Origin of the sequence: Ligilactobacillus salivarius DSM 20555 = ATCC 11741 (assembly GCF_001435955.1) — a bacterium.
Classification (GTDB): domain Bacteria; phylum Bacillota; class Bacilli; order Lactobacillales; family Lactobacillaceae; genus Ligilactobacillus; species Ligilactobacillus salivarius.
This window is the reverse complement of the sequence record NZ_AYYT01000002.1, coordinates 11860-27922: the sequence shown is the minus strand read 5'-3', so window position 1 is coordinate 27922 and position 16063 is coordinate 11860. Positions and strand designations below refer to the sequence as shown.

The 16063-nt window shown below is 32.7% G+C and carries 18 protein-coding genes and 1 other annotated feature; of the genes, 17 read left to right on the top strand and 1 reads right to left on the bottom strand.

Features of this window, described 5'->3' with window-relative positions; genetic code table 11:
• Nucleotides 1–70: 70 nt before the first annotated feature.
• From mreC to FC55_RS01300, 8 genes are all read left to right on the top strand, one after another.
• Complete coding sequence (mreC, locus tag FC55_RS01335) at nt 71–925, top strand: rod shape-determining protein MreC (RefSeq protein WP_003700471.1); 855 nt, start codon at nt 71–73, stop codon at nt 923–925.
• Nucleotides 926–936: 11 nt separating this feature from the next.
• A complete protein-coding gene (gene mreD / locus FC55_RS01330; protein ID WP_003700469.1) occupies nt 937–1449 on the top strand; it encodes a rod shape-determining protein MreD in 513 nt (170 codons plus the stop codon).
• Nucleotides 1450–1466: 17 nt separating this feature from the next.
• Nucleotides 1467–2138: a septum site-determining protein MinC gene (locus FC55_RS01325; protein ID WP_011476147.1), complete on the top strand. Its 672-nt coding sequence runs from the start codon at nt 1467–1469 to the stop codon at nt 2136–2138.
• 1 nt (nt 2139) lies between these two features.
• Nucleotides 2140–2943, top strand: coding sequence for a septum site-determining protein MinD (gene minD / locus FC55_RS01320; RefSeq protein ID WP_003700467.1), 804 nt, complete (start codon nt 2140–2142; stop codon nt 2941–2943).
• A 53-nt stretch (nt 2944–2996) separates the two neighbouring features.
• Nucleotides 2997–3241: a binding site (T-box leader), on the top strand.
• Nucleotides 3242–3347: 106 nt separating this feature from the next.
• Nucleotides 3348–3989 (top strand): amino acid ABC transporter permease, encoded by a 642-nt coding sequence (locus tag FC55_RS01315; protein WP_003700466.1) that lies wholly within the window; start codon nt 3348–3350, stop codon nt 3987–3989.
• Nucleotides 3990–4001: 12 nt separating this feature from the next.
• Nucleotides 4002–4640 (top strand): amino acid ABC transporter ATP-binding protein, encoded by a 639-nt coding sequence (locus tag FC55_RS01310; protein WP_003700465.1) that lies wholly within the window; start codon nt 4002–4004, stop codon nt 4638–4640.
• Complete coding sequence (locus FC55_RS01305; protein WP_003700463.1) at nt 4640–5515, top strand: amino acid ABC transporter substrate-binding protein; 876 nt, start codon at nt 4640–4642, stop codon at nt 5513–5515. Before FC55_RS01310 ends, FC55_RS01305 begins: the two co-directional genes overlap by 1 nt.
• Nucleotides 5516–5529: 14 nt before the next feature.
• Nucleotides 5530–6465, top strand: a complete 936-nt coding sequence (locus FC55_RS01300) for an alpha/beta hydrolase (protein ID WP_003700462.1) — start codon at nt 5530–5532, stop codon at nt 6463–6465.
• Nucleotides 6466–6509: 44 nt separating this feature from the next.
• Here FC55_RS01300 and FC55_RS01295 read toward each other — a convergent pair whose 3' ends face one another.
• Nucleotides 6510–6635 (bottom strand): DUF4044 domain-containing protein, encoded by a 126-nt coding sequence (locus FC55_RS01295; RefSeq protein ID WP_003706458.1) that lies wholly within the window; start codon nt 6633–6635, stop codon nt 6510–6512.
• Nucleotides 6636–6841: 206 nt separating this feature from the next.
• Between FC55_RS01295 and dapG the strand changes: the two genes are divergently transcribed.
• The 9 genes from dapG (at nt 6842) to murG (ending at nt 16032) form a co-directional block, all read left to right on the top strand.
• On the top strand, nt 6842–8038 hold the full coding sequence (gene dapG / locus FC55_RS01290) for an aspartate kinase (RefSeq protein WP_003700460.1): 1197 nt from the start codon (nt 6842–6844) through the stop codon (nt 8036–8038).
• 4 nt (nt 8039–8042) lie between these two features.
• The gene (locus FC55_RS01285) at nt 8043–8417 is read left to right on the top strand and encodes a DUF3397 domain-containing protein (protein ID WP_003700459.1); all 375 of its coding nucleotides are present in this window, start codon (nt 8043–8045) and stop codon (nt 8415–8417) included.
• 216 nt (nt 8418–8633) lie between these two features.
• A complete protein-coding gene (gene mraZ, locus FC55_RS01280) occupies nt 8634–9065 on the top strand; it encodes a division/cell wall cluster transcriptional repressor MraZ (protein ID WP_003700457.1) in 432 nt (143 codons plus the stop codon).
• Between the two features lie 10 nt (nt 9066–9075).
• Complete coding sequence (rsmH, locus tag FC55_RS01275) at nt 9076–10020, top strand: 16S rRNA (cytosine(1402)-N(4))-methyltransferase RsmH (protein WP_003707544.1); 945 nt, start codon at nt 9076–9078, stop codon at nt 10018–10020.
• Nucleotides 10021–10040: 20 nt separating this feature from the next.
• The gene (gene ftsL / locus FC55_RS01270; protein WP_003700455.1) at nt 10041–10397 is read left to right on the top strand and encodes a cell division protein FtsL; all 357 of its coding nucleotides are present in this window, start codon (nt 10041–10043) and stop codon (nt 10395–10397) included.
• The gene (locus FC55_RS01265; protein ID WP_003700454.1) at nt 10394–12550 is read left to right on the top strand and encodes a penicillin-binding transpeptidase domain-containing protein; all 2157 of its coding nucleotides are present in this window, start codon (nt 10394–10396) and stop codon (nt 12548–12550) included. Before ftsL ends, FC55_RS01265 begins: the two co-directional genes overlap by 4 nt.
• Nucleotides 12551–12560: 10 nt before the next feature.
• Nucleotides 12561–13529, top strand: coding sequence for a phospho-N-acetylmuramoyl-pentapeptide-transferase (gene mraY / locus FC55_RS01260; RefSeq protein WP_003700453.1), 969 nt, complete (start codon nt 12561–12563; stop codon nt 13527–13529).
• A 28-nt stretch (nt 13530–13557) separates the two neighbouring features.
• The gene (gene murD, locus FC55_RS01255; protein ID WP_003700452.1) at nt 13558–14934 is read left to right on the top strand and encodes a UDP-N-acetylmuramoyl-L-alanine--D-glutamate ligase; all 1377 of its coding nucleotides are present in this window, start codon (nt 13558–13560) and stop codon (nt 14932–14934) included.
• Nucleotides 14935–16032: an undecaprenyldiphospho-muramoylpentapeptide beta-N-acetylglucosaminyltransferase gene (murG, locus tag FC55_RS01250; RefSeq protein WP_003700451.1), complete on the top strand. Its 1098-nt coding sequence runs from the start codon at nt 14935–14937 to the stop codon at nt 16030–16032.
• Nucleotides 16033–16063: the final 31 nt, after the last annotated feature.

The window sequence follows — 16063 nt, the reverse complement described above, 5'->3', positions numbered from 1 at the left end:
CTTTTAGTGATACGGCTTATTTTTTGAGTAAATCTTACTTGAAAAATAATAGTTATAGGAGGATCATACAATGCAAAAATCTTTTTTTAACAAAAAACTGGTTATTGTATTAATCGCATTAATTATAAGTTTCTTATTAATTGCATTTTCTATTGCTGTAAGAAATAATAGAAAGGCTCCTACATTTGTACAACAGATAGGAAATGACGCAGCTGGAATTGTTGATAGAGTAGTTAGTTATCCTTTAGATGGGGCTAAAAATGCGACATCTTCATTTTTTAATTTAATGAATACTTATCAAGAAAATCAACAATTAAAAAAGCAAGTAGATAGTTTAGCTGCAAAAGATGCAGAAAATCAAACTTTAAGAAAAGAAAACCAACAGTTAAAAGCACAACTAAAATTATCTAAAAGTTTAACTAATTATGATCAAGTTACTGCATATGTTTTAACTAGAACTCCTTCAACTTGGCAAAATCAAGTAACTATTAATAAAGGTTCACTTGCTGGAATTAAAAAGGGTGATTCTGTTTTATCTAGAAAGGGAATTGTTGGACGAATTACAGAAGTGAATAATTCTAATAGTAAGGTAGAGTTAATTTCTACAAATAATGATTCAGCTAATAGATTCGCTGTACAAGTGACAAGTAAATCTGGTGATGTTATCAATGGTTTGATTACTAATTACGACACTAATAGTGGTGATTTGGTAATGGGACAAGTAACTTCTAAGAAGAAAATTGAAAAAGGTACTAAAGTGGTAACATCTGGTATGGGTGGATCTACACCTAAAGGACTATTAGTTGGGACAGTTGAGAAAGTTTCTGATGATGATTATGGCTTACCATCTAAGATTTATATAAAGCCAGCTGCTGATTTGGATGACTTGAGTTTTGTGACAATTGCAGTAAGAACTGATGATTAGAGGTTAAAGTGATGAGAACAGAAAAAATGAATTACTATTTTCCAATCGGACTGTTTTTAGCAATGTTTTTAGATGGTGGTCTGACACAAGTGTTTGCAAAGCAGATGTTTACTAACACAATGGCCATGGAAAGCAGGTTAGTATTACTTTTTATAGTAATGGCCGTCTGTTATGGAAATGTAGAGCATTTAGTAATGTGGTCTGCGATCGTTGGTTTATTTTATGATATGTTTTATACAGGTATTTTAGGTGTATTTACAATGATACTTCCTTTGATGGTATATGTAACAAAATATATGTTTCAGTTTTTCACACGATCGTTTATTGTGGTATTATTAATATACTTAATAGATATAACAATTGTGACATTTTTGTTCTTTTGGGCTAATTCACTAGTTGATTTTACGAATGCGACAATAACAGATTTAATTGGTAGAACTTTAGGACCAACTTTAATTTATAACTTAGCTTGGTTTGTAGTTTTATTCCTCCCATTAGAACACTTCTTCGAAACAAATTATTAAAGATGAGGGGTGTATCAATGCAAAAGAGTGTTGTATTAAAGGGTTATAAAGATGGTTATGAAATTGAGTTAAAAGCAGATGCTGCTTTTTCACAGATATTAATTGAGTTAACTGAACTGTTTGAGCGATTAAAACATGAAAAAGAAAAGAATGATGAGAAAATTGCATTTAACATCAAAACAGGTGCAAGATTATTAACCATTGACCAAAAACATGAAATTGAAAAGATAGTTGATAACTACCCTAATTTTTTAGTACATAGAATTGTTTCTGATGTTATTAATACTAAAGAAGCATTGCAAATAATGGACAGTAAAAATGTGCATGTTAATGGCGATGTAATTCGTAATGGACAAGTTAAAGATATAACAGGGGATGTCCTATTTTTGGGAAATCTTCATCAAGGTGGAGTCTTGAGAGCAACTGGAAATATTTATGTCATGGGTAGTGTTAGTGGAATTATTCATGCAGGTTTTGATAGCAATGTTCGATCCATTATTTTGGGAGATATTTCTGGAGCTCAACAGCTAAGAATTGGAGATTTAGTTGACATTGTTGATGAGGAAAAAGTTACAGCTGGGACAGATTCATTAGTTTTTGTAAATGATTTACATGTTTTAGAATTTACAAGTATTGACAAGTTAAAATCTCTACGTCCAAAGATATTTAATCAGGTAGGAGGCTTTTAAAATGGGAAAAGCAATAGTTATTACCTCTGGTAAGGGTGGTGTTGGAAAGACTACTACAACTGCTAATTTAGGAACAGCACTTGCTTTACTAGGAAAAAGGGTATGTTTGGTTGATTTAGATATAGGCCTAAGAAATTTAGATGTTATATTAGGATTGGATAACCGCATTATTTATAATATTGTTGATGTTGCTCAAGGAACAGCAAAATTACATCAAGCTTTAATTAAAGATAAGCGATTTGATGATAAGCTCTATTTATTGCCGGCTGCTCAAAACACTGATAAATCTGCTTTAGAGCCAGAAGAAGTTAAAGCAATTGTAGAAGAATTAAAGCCAGATTTCGACTATATTTTATTAGATTGTCCAGCTGGAATTGAACAAGGCTTTATGAATGCTGTTGCTGGAGCAGATGAAGCAATTGTTGTTTCTACACCTGAAATTTCTTCAGTTAGAGATGCTGATAGAGTTGTTGGATTACTTGAACAAAAAGAACTTACAGAACCACCAATGTTAGTTATTAGTCGTATTCGTCGTCATATGATGAATGATGGAGATATGATGGATGTTGATGAAATTACACATCATTTATCAATTAAATTAATTGGAATTGTTTTTGATGATGATGAGGTTATTTCATACTCTAACAAAGGTGAGCCAATTGTATTGAATGAAAAAAATCCAGCTTCACAAGGATATCGTAATATTGCCCGCCGTCTAGAAGGCGAAACAGTGCCTTTAATGACAATTAGAGAAACAGAAAAGGGCGGCTTTATGAAAAAATTCATCAGTTGGTTTAAAAAATAAGTGATAATTTCTTGACAATTTCTAATTAAAATGTTAATTTATTATCATCATAAATAAAGACGATGAACGGAAGAGTAAATGAAGTACGGACGCCGAAAGAGAGTATCTTTATCAGCTGAAAGGGATACCGATCCACTTGATTGAACCACACCCGTGAGTTTATAGGTTGAATATTTTAGTAGACCTATACGTGTTATTGCGTTAAATGTGAGTTATACGTATGTGTAACTTGATGAGGCTATTTTCGTGAGAATTTAGCAAAATCGAGGTGGAACCGTACTTTCATAGTGCCCTCTTAGATCGACTAGATCTAGGAGGGCTTTTTGTTTATGATAATAACTTACTTTTTATTTTACTAGCTAGTTTAATGATTAATTAATTGATTTACATTAGGAGGATAAAGGATGAATTATGTATTAGAAGTGTTACCATCATTATTGGATGGTGCAAAAATGACTTTACAAATCTTTTGTTGGACTCTAATAGGTTCTTTGCCATTAGGGTTGATCGTAGGGTTGGCATTAATTTCACGATTTAGATTATTAAAAGCAATTTTAAGATTTTATGTATGGTTGATGAGAGGGACACCTTTATTACTACAATTGATTTTTGTATTTTATGGTTTACCTTTAGTAGGGTTAACATTAGGACGATTTGATGCAGCATTATTTGCATTTATCCTAAACTATACTGCATATTTTGCTGAAATTTTCCGTGGTGGTTTACAATCAATTGACAAAGGTCAGTATGAAAGTGCTAAAGTTTTGCGCTTAACTTACTGGCAAACAATTAGAAAAATAGTAACACCTCAAGTTGTAAAGATTGTATTACCTTCTATTGGAAATGAAGTTATTAATTTAGTTAAAGATTCCAGTTTAGTTTACGTAATCGGTATTGGAGATTTATTAAGAGCTGGAAATGTTGCAACAAGTCGAGATGTTACACTAGTTCCATTGGTAATGGTAGGTGTTGTTTACCTAGTTATGACAGCAGTTTTAACCTTTATTTTAAGAAAATTAGAACAATACTACAGTTACTGGAAATAAGGAGGTTAGCATATGTTAGAGTTAAAGAATATTAGTAAGAGCTTTGGTGATAAAGTTATTCTAAATAATTTAAATTTAGAAGTTAAAGATGGTGAAATTTTATGCATCGTTGGTCAATCTGGTGGTGGTAAAACAACCCTTTTAAGATGTATTAGTGGACTTGAAAAGATTGATGGCGGTCAAATTTTAATTGATGGTCAAGTATTTGATCCATATACAAATGAAAATAATGATTCTGTTATCGGGGTAGTATTCCAAGAATATAACTTATTCCCACACCTTACAGTTTTACAAAACGTAACTTTAGCACCTACTATGGTTTTAAAAAAGAAAAAAGAAATTGCTGAAAATGAAGCTAAGAATTTATTAAATGGTTTAGCTTTAGAAGGAAAAGAAGGATTATATCCATTCCAATTATCTGGTGGTCAAAAACAACGTGTGGCAATTGCACGAGCTTTAGCGATGAAACCACAAATTTTATGTTATGATGAACCAACTTCTGCTTTGGATCCAGGATTGACAGCTACAGTTAAAGATATCGTTTTGAATTTGAAAAAAGAAGGAATGACACAAATTATAGTAACTCACGATATGGATTTTGCAGAAGAGATTGCGGATAATATTTTGAAAGTGAAACCTTTAGGCTATTAATGAGAGTGGTGATTTCTTTGAAGAAAATTGTAAAAATTATTACTTGCTTGTTAGCATTCTTAATAGTAGGAGCAACTCTAGCAGGTTGTACAAATGTTAGAAAACGTGCTAATGGTCAAGATAATTGGAAGAAGATTGAGAAGAAAAAGAAAGTAGTTATTGGTTTAGATGATAGTTTTGTTCCAATGGGATTTCGTGAAAAAGATGGTTCTTTAGTAGGATTTGACGTAGATTTGGCTAGAGAAGTATTCAAACGTTATGGAATTGATGTAGATTTTCAAACAATAGATTGGTCTATGAAGGAAACCGAACTAAGAAATGGAACTATTGATCTAATTTGGAACGGATATACAGTAAATCCAGAGCGTAAAAAGACTGTAGCTTTCAGTGTTCCATATTTACGTAACCAACAAGTGCTTGTATCTAAAAAGAAAGAAAATGTTTATGATGCTAAGAGCATGAAAGGAAAGGCATTAGGACTACAATCGGGTTCATCCGGTTATGAATCCTATATGTCACAACCTAAATTATTAAAGAATTACGTAAAAGAAGCAGTTCAATATGATACATTCAATAATGCATTTTTAGACTTAAATGCTAATAGAATTCAAGGATTATTAATTGACAGTGTTTATGCAGACTATTATGTTGCACACGAACCTGATCCTAATAGCTATCGTATTAGTGATGTTGGATTTGAATCCGAAAATTTTGCTGTAGGTATGCGTAAAGGTGACAAAACTTTACAAAAGAAGATTAATGTGGCATTAGCTCAAATGGCAAAAGATGGAACCTTGCAAAAAATAAGTAATAAATGGTTTGGTACTACCAAAATGGTACCTTTAAAAGAGATTGAGAATCAAAAAATTGATTAAGGAAATTTATTAAAATGAAGAAGAGAAAGTTAATATATTCTTTGATAGTAGGTTTAGTGATATTGATTTTACTTGGGATAACAGGTGGAAGCTATTATTTAGTTAGTTATGCTTTTAAACCAGACCCAACAGTTAAGTCAGGACCAAAAGGAAAAGTTGATAAGAAATTACTAGCAGATCAAAATTGGTTAAAGAAACAAAATTATCAAAATTGGTATGAAGAATCTGCTACAGATAATTTAAAACTTAGAGCTATTTATTTACCAGCGGAGAATAAAACTAATAAAACCATTATCGTCGCTCATGGATATAAAGGAGAAGCGATGCATATGGCTAGATATATTAGACTATTTCATAATTTAGGTTATAATGTTTTAGCTCCAGATGATAGGGCAAGTGGACAGAGTCAAGGTAAATATATTACATTCGGCTGGCCAGATAGACTGGATTATGTGAAATGGATTAAACAAGTTATTGCTAAGAAAGGGTCTGATTCACAGATTGGACTATTTGGTGTAAGTATGGGTGGCGCTACTGTTATGATGGTAAGTGGAGAACGTCTACCTAAACAAGTAAAAGCAATTGTTGAAGATTGTGGATATTCAAGTATAGAATCGGAATTAAGCGAACAATTAAAACAACAATTTAATCTGCCTAAAGAACCGATGATAACTGCAGCACGAATTATGGGAACAATTCGAGTTGGATATGACTTTGGTAAGGGCAGTTCAACAAAGCAGTTAGAAAAGAATAAGTTACCGATTTTCTTTATTCATGGAGATAGTGATACCTTTGTACCAACGAAAATGGTATATGAAAATTATAAAGCAACTTCAGCCCCTAAAAAGTTATGGGTAACTAAAAATACAGGACATGCAAATTCATATAATAACCATCCTAAAGAGTATCAAAAAAGAGTAAATGAATTTTTTAATAAATATCTAAAATAAAAATGAGACTAGAGAAGTCATAAAAGATTTCTCAGTCTCATTTTTTAATTCATAAAACTTGCAATTGCTGATAGGACAACACTACCAATTGTAAAGATAAGCATTAGCCATACAACAACTAAAGTTATTTTTTGGAAAGTAGAACGCTCTTTCTTTGTTTTTTTAGCCACATTTTTCACCCTTTATCATATTATCATGTTTAACTATAAACTATTATTATGCTAAAAATCAATAGTTGTCACTGATTTTATAAAATTAGATAATCATTGTTGAAATTTATACAAGATGAATTTATAATAATAGAAAAATAGAATTAAAATTTTCTTAATATAATTAAATTTAGGAGAAATATTTTTAAGTTTGAGGAGGAATTATAATGAAAATTATGGTTCAAAAATTTGGTGGAACTTCTGTCCAAGATGATGAATCAAGAAAGTCTGCCATGCGACATATTGAACATGCAGTAAATGAAGGATATAAGGTGGCAATCGTTGTATCTGCAATCGGAAGAAAGGGTGCCCCTTATGCAACTGATTCATTACTTAGCTTGGTAGGTGGTGAAAGAACCAAACTTACTCCTCGTGAATTAGACATGATTGTTTCTGTGGGGGAAGTTATTTCAACAGCAGTTTTTACACAAATGTTAAAAGAAAATGGATTTAACGCCGTAGCTATGACAGGTCCAGATGCTGGTTTTAGAACAAATAATGACTATCAAAATGCTAAAGTTTTAGAAGTGAAGACAGACGCTGTATTAGATGCATTTGCTTCTCATGATGTAGTAGTAGTTTCTGGATTCCAAGGAATGTCAGAAGAAGGGCACGTCACAACTTTAGGTCGTGGTGGATCTGATACATCAGCTGCTTTATTGGCAGTTGCATTAGATGCAGAACGTGTTGATATCTTCACTGATGTTTCTGGTATGATGACAGCTGACCCTCGAATTGTAAAGAATGCACATTTCTTGAAAACTGTTAGTTATGACGAAGTTGCTAATATGGCTCATGAAGGTGCGAAGGTGATCCATCCGCGTGCTGTTGAAGTTGCACATCAAGCACATTTACCAATGAGAATTCGTTCAACTTGGGATAATGTAGATGAGTTGGGAACACTAGTTACTGATAAGAATCTTAGTATTGAACATTATCGTACAGTTACAGGTATTGCGCATCAAACAGGCTTAACACAAATTAATCTTTCAGTTAACAATACAGAAGCTGAAAAGATCTTCAAAGTGTTGGCTGAAAATGAGGTAAGTATTGACTTTATCAATATTTCACCTAATCAAGTTGTTTTCAATACAAGTCGTGAAGATGGATTAAAAGCTAAAAAAATCTTTGAAGAATATAATATACCAGTGAACTTTGTTGAAAATTGTGTTAAAGTATCTATTATTGGTGGCGGTATGGTAGGAACCCCAGGTGTTATTGCTAAAATGGTTACAGCACTTTCGAAAACTGGGGTTGAAATCTTACAAACAGCTGATAGTGATACCACTGTTTGGATTTTAGTGACTGAAGATAACTTCAAACTAGCAGTTAATACCTTACATGAAGCCTTCTTAGAAAATTAAGGATGTGGAAATTGTGTTACGAAGTTGGATAGTTCAGCTGTGCATAGTAGTTTTTCTATGGATAGTATTGACTATGTTTAAAAATAGATTCAAAAATATTTGGCCTCGACGTTTAAAGAAATTAGATGTTTTATGTATATTCTTAATAATTGCGATTCATTTTACTTCTATTGAATTGATAGGAATATCATTATTCCCATATTTGATGTTTGTAATGTCTGTTGTGGGTTTGATAATGATATTTGCTAGTGCATATAGAAGTGGTGATATTGTTTATGGTGTATTTTGGACCAGATTTATTAGAATTTTAGATTTAGTAACACTGTTTACATACTTTATTGTATTAATAATGACAATTTTTAAAGCTATTTTATTGTAGCGATATAGAGCGATTGGAAGAGATTCCAGTCGCTTTTTTTATTGGCAAATAAAATTATAAGAATGAACTTAAGTAAATCTATAACTGAAATATATTTGAAATTTTTTTTAAATCAAAAATTAATAATTATTAAGTGGTTTTTAGGGGAAATTATATGGTTAGAAGTGGGGAATTGTGGTACTATAAATATGGTGTTATGTAAGGTGGTGAAGTAGAATGTTCATGGGAGAGTATAGACATACGATTGACGCCAAAGGAAGATTGATCGTACCCGCCAAATTTCGCGAACAATTAGGGGATTCCTTTGTTGTAACACGTGGAATGGACGGGTGCTTATTTGGATATACTCAAGAAGAATGGAACATTCTAGAAACTAAATTACAAAAATTACCACTTACAAAGAAAGATGCCCGTGCTTTTGTTCGCTTTTTCTATTCAGCTGCAACTGAATGTGAAATTGATAAGCAGGGTAGAATAAATATTCCTAAATCTCTACGTACACATGCCGCCTTACAAAAAAAGTGTGTTGTCGTAGGGGTATCTAATCGTTTTGAAATCTGGAGCGAAGATAGATGGGAAGCTTTTGCTGATGAGGCAGAAGAAAACTTTGATGATATAGCAGAAAATATGATTGATTTTGATCTTTAGAGGAGGATATATGGCTGAATTTAAGCATATTACAGTATTATTAAATGAAGCTGTAGATGGTCTGAATATTAAGCCAGATGGAACTTACGTTGATTGTACCTTGGGTGGTGGCGGTCATAGTGGTTTGATACTAAGTAAGTTATCAGAAAATGGGAAATTATATTCATTTGACCAAGATATAACAGCTATTAATTTTAATAAGGATAAGTTTAAAGAAGAAAATGAACTGGGAAAGATTAACTTTATCAAAAGTAATTTTAGAAATATTTCTGAAGAGTTAAATAAAAGAAATATTTTGGGAGTAGATGGAATTCTCTATGACTTGGGTGTCTCATCGCCGCAGTTCGACAATGCAGATCGTGGTTTTAGTTATAACTATGATGCTCCTCTAGATATGAGAATGGATCAAAGTCAATCATTAACAGCTAGAGATGTGGTAAATGACTGGAGTTATGAACAATTAGTGAGAATTTTCTTCCGTTACGGTGAAGAAAAATTTGCTAAGTCAATTGCTCGTAGAATTGAGAAAGTTAGACAGCAAACACCAATTGAGACAACTGGTCAACTGGTTGATCTTATTAAAGAAGCTATTCCGGCTAAGGCCCGTAGAAAAGGTGGACATCCAGCTAAAAAAACATTCCAGGCAATTAGGATTGCAGTCAATGATGAATTAGGTGCATTGGAAGAATCTTTGGAGCAAGCTTTAGATTTATTAAATCCTGGTGGTCGTATTAGTGTAATTACCTTCCAATCATTGGAGGATCGATTAGTTAAGGTAATGTTTAAGCAGAAGACAAGTCTACCAGAATTACCTCCCGGATTACCAGTAATTCCGGATAGCCAAAAAGTTGAGTACAAATTGATTACAAGAAAGCCGATAGTACCAAGTGAAGACGAGATTACACACAATAATCGTGCTCACTCGGCTAAATTAAGAATAATTGAAAAATTGTAGTGTAGTAGGAAGTGGTCGTTATGGAACAAACAGCTCGTAAACTTAACCAACAACCAAGAATAGTACATAATAACGAGCCTGAGAAAAAATACATAGTTCAATCATCTCCTTACAGAAGTAAGATGATGAAATTGTTTGCTGGATCAATGGTATGGATAGGAGTTATGACTACCATGGTAATTTCAGCAAATGTTAAATTAACAAATGCACAGTTGAATTTACAAGATACAACAAGCAAAATTACAAAAATCCAAGGTTCTAATACTAATATGAAACAGGAAATTAGTGAGTTATCAAGTAAATCTCGTCTAAGCAAAATAGCTAAAGATAGTGGTTTAAAGATGAATACAAAGAATACAAGGAATGTTACTAAATGAACACAAATAATAAACGTCCTATAAAAGAAAGACAACAAAGGATGATGTACAATCGAAAGTATTTTGGGAGGGGAATATTTTTTATTGTTCTTATCGTTTTTATTGTTTTTATCGGACGTTTTTTTCGTGTAGCTGTAGGACATAAAATATATGGTGTGGATCTAAATAAGAGTACACAACAGCTATACGCAAGTAAAACTGAGATAAAAGCGAAACGTGGAACAATATATGATGCAGCTAATCAACCAATTGCTGAGGATACGACTACTTACTCAATATATATAGTTCTCTCTAAAAGTGCAGTTGCTTATGGAAAAAAAGAATATTTACCGGATTCCCAAAAGAAGAAAGCTGCTAAAGTTTTAAGTGATAATTTAAATATTAGTTATAAAAGAGTATTACAAATTTTGAATCCTAAAGATAAGAATACTTATCAAGTTGAATTGGGAAATGTTGGTAAGAATATCTCTCTTGAAACTAAGAAAAAGATAGATTCTTATCATTTAACAGGTATAAAATTTACACCATCACAGTCTAGGTTATATCCTAATGGTGTTTTTGCTTCACATTTGATAGGATTAGCTGAATCGGAGGATAAAAAGTTAGTAGGTATTATGGGACTAGAAAAAGTATTTAATAAACAATTATCTGGTCGCGATGGAATAAATAATACTGCTACAGATAGTTACGGTGTTCAGTTGCCGGGATCTTCTAAAAAGAAACGAAGCGTTCAAAATGGCGATGACATCTATACAACATTGGATCCTAAGATTCAAACTGCCTTAGAAAATTTACTTACACAAAAGCAAAAGAAATTTAAGGCTGCATCAATTAATGCGGTTGTTATGGATTCACATACCGGTAAGATAGTAGCAGCTAGTCAACGTCCGACATTTGATGCTCAAACAAAAGAGGGCTTGACAAATGTTTGGAGAAATACATTGTTAGAAGATGCATACGAACCAGGATCGACTATGAAAGTTTTAACAGTTGCATCTGCAATTAATAGTGGAAATTATGATTCAAATGCAACTTATAGATCTGGATCATATGTGATTGACGGATCCACAGTGTACGATTGGAATCGTTCTGGATGGGGCAATATTACAGTTAAAGAAGGTTTTATGCGTTCATCTAATGCTGTAATGGCTCAACTTGAACAAAAAATGGGTAAGAAAACCTGGATGAGTTACATTAGAAAATTTGGTTTACTTCGTCCAGTAGGTGCAGGTTTAGGTGCAGAATCTAGTGGTAATATCAATTACACATATGCATTTGATCAAGCTAATACGGCTTATGGTCAAGGGATAGATGTTACTGTTATTCAAATGATGCAAGCTTTTTCTGCAATTGCTAATAAGGGTAAGATGGTTAAGCCACGCTTGGTAGATAAAATAGTTGATCCTAATACAGGAAAAACAGTTTATAAATCAAAAACACAAGTGGTTGGTAAACCAATTACTGCAAAAACAAGTAAGAAAGTTTTAGATATGATGGAAGCTGTTGTCTATGACGAAAAAGGTCTTGGACAAGATTATGCAATTGATGGCTATAAGATAGCAGCTAAAACAGGAACTGCCCAAATCGCTAATTCAAACGGAACAGGTTATTTGAGTGGTAGTTCTAATTATATCTTCTCAGTTGTAGGAATGGCGCCTGCCGATAATCCAAGATATATTATGTATTTGACTGTAAAACAACCAAAATCATTTGGAAATAATGATGCTACTAAGAATCTATCAACTATTTTCAACCCAATTATGAAAAAAGTTTTAGATTCAAGTCAAGTAAACAATACTAATCCTGGTACAGTTAAAGTCGAAAATGTTGTTGGAAACTCAGTTGATGATGCTAAAGATAAAATTTCAAAACAAGGCTTGGTACCTGTTGTAGTTGGTAGTGGTGATAAAGTAGAGAAACAATCAGTCGAGGGAGATCAGACTGTTATTTCTGGAGAAAAAGTATTATTATTGACGAATGGAACTAAAACTATGCCAGACATAAATGGATGGTCAAGAAATGATATTGCTAAACTGGCTGATTTAACTGGAATTACAGTTAATTATACTGGATCTGGTTATGCATACTATCAAAGTATAGCGGCTGGAGGAGCACTTAAGAAATCTGATATAGTTGAAGTAAAATTAAAATAGGAGAGAGAAAATGAATTCAATGTTATTGATTATAGCACCGGCTGTATGTGCATTTATTTTGACAGTGATTTTTGTACCAATGTTCATCAGCTACTTTAGAAAAAGAAAAGAAGGACAAATGATTCGTGAAGAAGGTCCAAAATGGCATCAGAAAAAATCTGGTACACCAACAATGGGTGGATTTGTTTTTAACCTAGCAATTCTTGCAGTTGTTTTGGTTTTTGGACTACTGACTAAAAATTTACATGCTAAATTATTAATAATCACCTTTATCTTAGTTTTATATGGCTTTTTAGGTTTCTGGGATGATTCTATTAAACTATGGAAGAAACAGAATGAAGGTTTGAAAGCTTGGCAAAAATTTCTTGGCCAAGTAGTAGGTGCGCTTCTTTTTGTATTTGTTTTTGTGCATGAAAAACTTCCATTATCCTTAGCGTTATTTGGACATGAATTGCATTTAGGATTAGTATTGTATACACTATTTGCTATTTTCTGGTTAGTAGGTTTTTCTAATGCAGTTAACTTAACTGATGGAATTGACGGACTAGTTTCAGGACAAGCAATAATAGCTTTTGCAACCTATGGAATTATAGCTTATTATCAAGGCCAATTTGATGTATTACTATTCTGTGCTACAGTAATTGGTGCATTACTTGGCTTTATTATCTTCAATCATAAACCAGCTAAAATTTTTATGGGTGACATGGGTTCATTAGCGTTAGGTGGTGCGTTAGCTGCTGTTTCTCTAATGACACATCATGAATTAGCTTTATTAGTTATAGGTTTCGTCTTTGTTATGGAAACAGCAAGTGTGATTTTACAAGTTGCCTCATTCAAGTTAACTGGCAAAAGAATTTTTAAAATGAGTCCAATTCATCATCACTTTGAAATGTGTGGCTGGAGTGAATGGAGAATTGATATTACTTTTTGGTGTATAGGAATTATTTGTTCAGCAATCGCATTAGCGTTTATTCTATAAAAATTAAGCATTAAGGAAGTCTTGTATTATGAAAATGATAGAGAAATATCGTGGAAAAAAAGTATTAGTATTAGGATTAGGTAAGAGTGGTGTGAATGCAGCTAAGTTATTGAAAAAGTTAGGTGCAGAAGTTACTGTAAATGATAAAAATACACCATCTGATTTAACTCAAGTAAATGAACTAAAAAATGAAGGAATTGAAGTTATTACCGGTAGTCATCCTTTAGAGTTATTAGAGAATATTGATTTAATGGTTAAAAATCCTGGTATACCATACACTAATGTTTTAGTTAGTGGTGCTAAAGATAAAGGAATAAAGATAATTACTGAACCTGAACTAGCTTTTGAAATTAGTGATGCAAGATTTGTAGGAGTAACAGGTACAAATGGTAAGACAACAACTACAACAATGATTTCTTTGATGCTAAATCAAGGTAAAACTGAAGGTAAGGCTTACGTTGCTGGTAATATAGGTGTTCCAGCTAGTCAAGTAGCACAAGAAGCAACAAGTAAAGATACAATTGTTACAGAATTATCTAGTTTCCAATTATTAGGAATTACAGAATATCATCCTAAAGTTGCTGTATTAACAAACATATATGAAGCACATATTGATTATCATGGTACAAGAGAAAATTATGTTAATGCTAAGATGCGTATCGTTATGAATCAAACAGAAGATGATTACTTTGTGGTAAATTGGGATAACGAAGAATGGCAAGAGTTAAGTCAACGTTCTAAAGCAAAAATTGTTCCATTTTCTCGTCTAGGTAAATCTAAGGACGGCGCCTATGTGGCAGATGGATATCTATTCTATAGAGAAGATAAAATAATGCCAGTTGATGATATTAAAGTACCTGGTACTCATAATGTAGAAAATGCATTAGCTGCTATTGCTGTTGCAAAGATATTTGGTAAATCTAATGAAGATATTAAAGAAGTTTTAACAACATTCTCAGGTGTACGTCATCGTACTCAATATGTAACAACTCTAAATGGTAGAAAATTCTATAATGATTCTAAGGCTACTAATATGGAAGCGACTGAAAAAGCATTAGCTGGTTTCAATAATCCAGTAGTATTATTAGCTGGTGGATTAGATAGAGGATTTACATTTGAAAAATTAGAACCTTCATTGAAGAATAAAGTTCATGCGATGATTGTATTTGGTGAAACAGCTGATCTGATGGCAAAGGCTGGTAAAGAAGCTGGTGTTGAAAAGATTATTAAAACTAAAGATGCAGTTTCTGCAGTCCCTGAAGCTTATAAAGTAAGTAATGAAGGCGATGTTATCTTACTATCTCCAGCTTGTGCTAGTTGGGATCAATGGCCAACATTTGAAGTACGTGGGGATAAATTTATTGAAGCTGTAGAAAAATTGACAAAAGAGTTGGAGGAAAAGTAAATGCGATTATTAATTTCTGGTGGTGGAACAGGAGGCCATATCTATCCAGCACTAGCATTGATAGAAGCTATTAAGCAAAAAGAACCAGATTCAGAAATTTTATATGTTGGAACTCATAAGGGGTTAGAAAGTCGTATTGTTCCTTCAGCAGGAGTTCCATTAAAGACGATTAAAATTCAAGGTTTCAAACGCTCTTTATCTTTGGAAAATTTTAAAACAGTATATCTCTTTTTAAAAAGTGTGCATGACTGCAAGAAAATTATCCGTGATTTCAAACCAGATGTTGTTGTAGGAACAGGTGGCTATGTTTGTGGTGCGGTTGTATATGCTGCAGCTAGGATGAAAATTCCAACTTTTGTTCATGAGCAAAATAGCGTTGCTGGCGTAACGAATAAATTTTTAAGTCGTTTTGTAGATAAGGTAGGAATATGCTTTGAAGATGCTAGAAAAGATTTTCCAGCATCTAAAGTTGTTTTTACTGGTAATCCTAGAGCTCAACAAGTTGCTGGTATGAAAGATACAGGTAGATTAGAGAAAGAATACAAGCTGAGAAAAGATTTACCAACAGTTATGATTTTTGGTGGTTCTCGAGGAGCAGAAGGAATTAATGCTGCTGCTCTAAAGGCTATTCCACAGTTTGCTAAAAAAGAATATCAAGTTTTATTTGTTACTGGTAAAGTTCACTATGATAAAATAATGGCTAAAGATGAAGCTAAAAACTTACCAGATAATGTGAGAATAGAGCCTTATATTGCTGATATGCCAGCAATTTTACCTGAAGTTGCAAGTATTGTTGGTCGTGCTGGTGCAACAAGTTTAGCGGAAATTACGGCTTTAGGAATTCCTACTATTCTAATTCCAAGTCCATATGTAACAAATGATCATCAAACAAAGAATGCGATGAGTTTAGTTAATAAAGATGCAGCATTGATGATTAAAGAGAAAGATTTAACTGCGGATACATTAGTTAAAAATGTCGATGAAATTATGAATGATTCCGATAAAAGATTACAAATGGGTAAAAATGCTAAGGAAGCTGGAATTCCAGATGCAGCTAACCAAGTAATCAAAGTACTAGAAGACATAATGCATAAATAATTATTCAAGATATTAAAGTAAAGGAGGTGAT

What these genes read in the sequence shown, in the direction of transcription:
- mreC (WP_003700471.1), top strand. Translation starts at nt 71, where the DNA reads ATGCAAAAATCTTTTTTTAACAAAAAACTGGTTATTGTATTAATCGCA.
- FC55_RS01315 (WP_003700466.1), top strand. Translation starts at nt 3,348, where the DNA reads ATGAATTATGTATTAGAAGTGTTACCATCATTATTGGATGGTGCAAAA.
- FC55_RS01310 (WP_003700465.1), top strand. Translation starts at nt 4,002, where the DNA reads ATGTTAGAGTTAAAGAATATTAGTAAGAGCTTTGGTGATAAAGTTATT.
- FC55_RS01300 (WP_003700462.1), top strand. Translation starts at nt 5,530, where the DNA reads ATGAAGAAGAGAAAGTTAATATATTCTTTGATAGTAGGTTTAGTGATA.
- FC55_RS01305 (WP_003700463.1), top strand. Translation starts at nt 4,640, where the DNA reads ATGAGAGTGGTGATTTCTTTGAAGAAAATTGTAAAAATTATTACTTGC.
- murD (WP_003700452.1), top strand. Translation starts at nt 13,558, where the DNA reads ATGAAAATGATAGAGAAATATCGTGGAAAAAAAGTATTAGTATTAGGA.
- minD (WP_003700467.1), top strand. Translation starts at nt 2,140, where the DNA reads ATGGGAAAAGCAATAGTTATTACCTCTGGTAAGGGTGGTGTTGGAAAG.
- mreD (WP_003700469.1), top strand. Translation starts at nt 937, where the DNA reads ATGAGAACAGAAAAAATGAATTACTATTTTCCAATCGGACTGTTTTTA.
- murG (WP_003700451.1), top strand. Translation starts at nt 14,935, where the DNA reads ATGCGATTATTAATTTCTGGTGGTGGAACAGGAGGCCATATCTATCCA.
- ftsL (WP_003700455.1), top strand. Translation starts at nt 10,041, where the DNA reads ATGGAACAAACAGCTCGTAAACTTAACCAACAACCAAGAATAGTACAT.
- mraZ (WP_003700457.1), top strand. Translation starts at nt 8,634, where the DNA reads ATGTTCATGGGAGAGTATAGACATACGATTGACGCCAAAGGAAGATTG.
- FC55_RS01325 (WP_011476147.1), top strand. Translation starts at nt 1,467, where the DNA reads ATGCAAAAGAGTGTTGTATTAAAGGGTTATAAAGATGGTTATGAAATT.
- dapG (WP_003700460.1), top strand. Translation starts at nt 6,842, where the DNA reads ATGAAAATTATGGTTCAAAAATTTGGTGGAACTTCTGTCCAAGATGAT.
- FC55_RS01265 (WP_003700454.1), top strand. Translation starts at nt 10,394, where the DNA reads ATGAACACAAATAATAAACGTCCTATAAAAGAAAGACAACAAAGGATG.
- rsmH (WP_003707544.1), top strand. Translation starts at nt 9,076, where the DNA reads ATGGCTGAATTTAAGCATATTACAGTATTATTAAATGAAGCTGTAGAT.
- mraY (WP_003700453.1), top strand. Translation starts at nt 12,561, where the DNA reads ATGAATTCAATGTTATTGATTATAGCACCGGCTGTATGTGCATTTATT.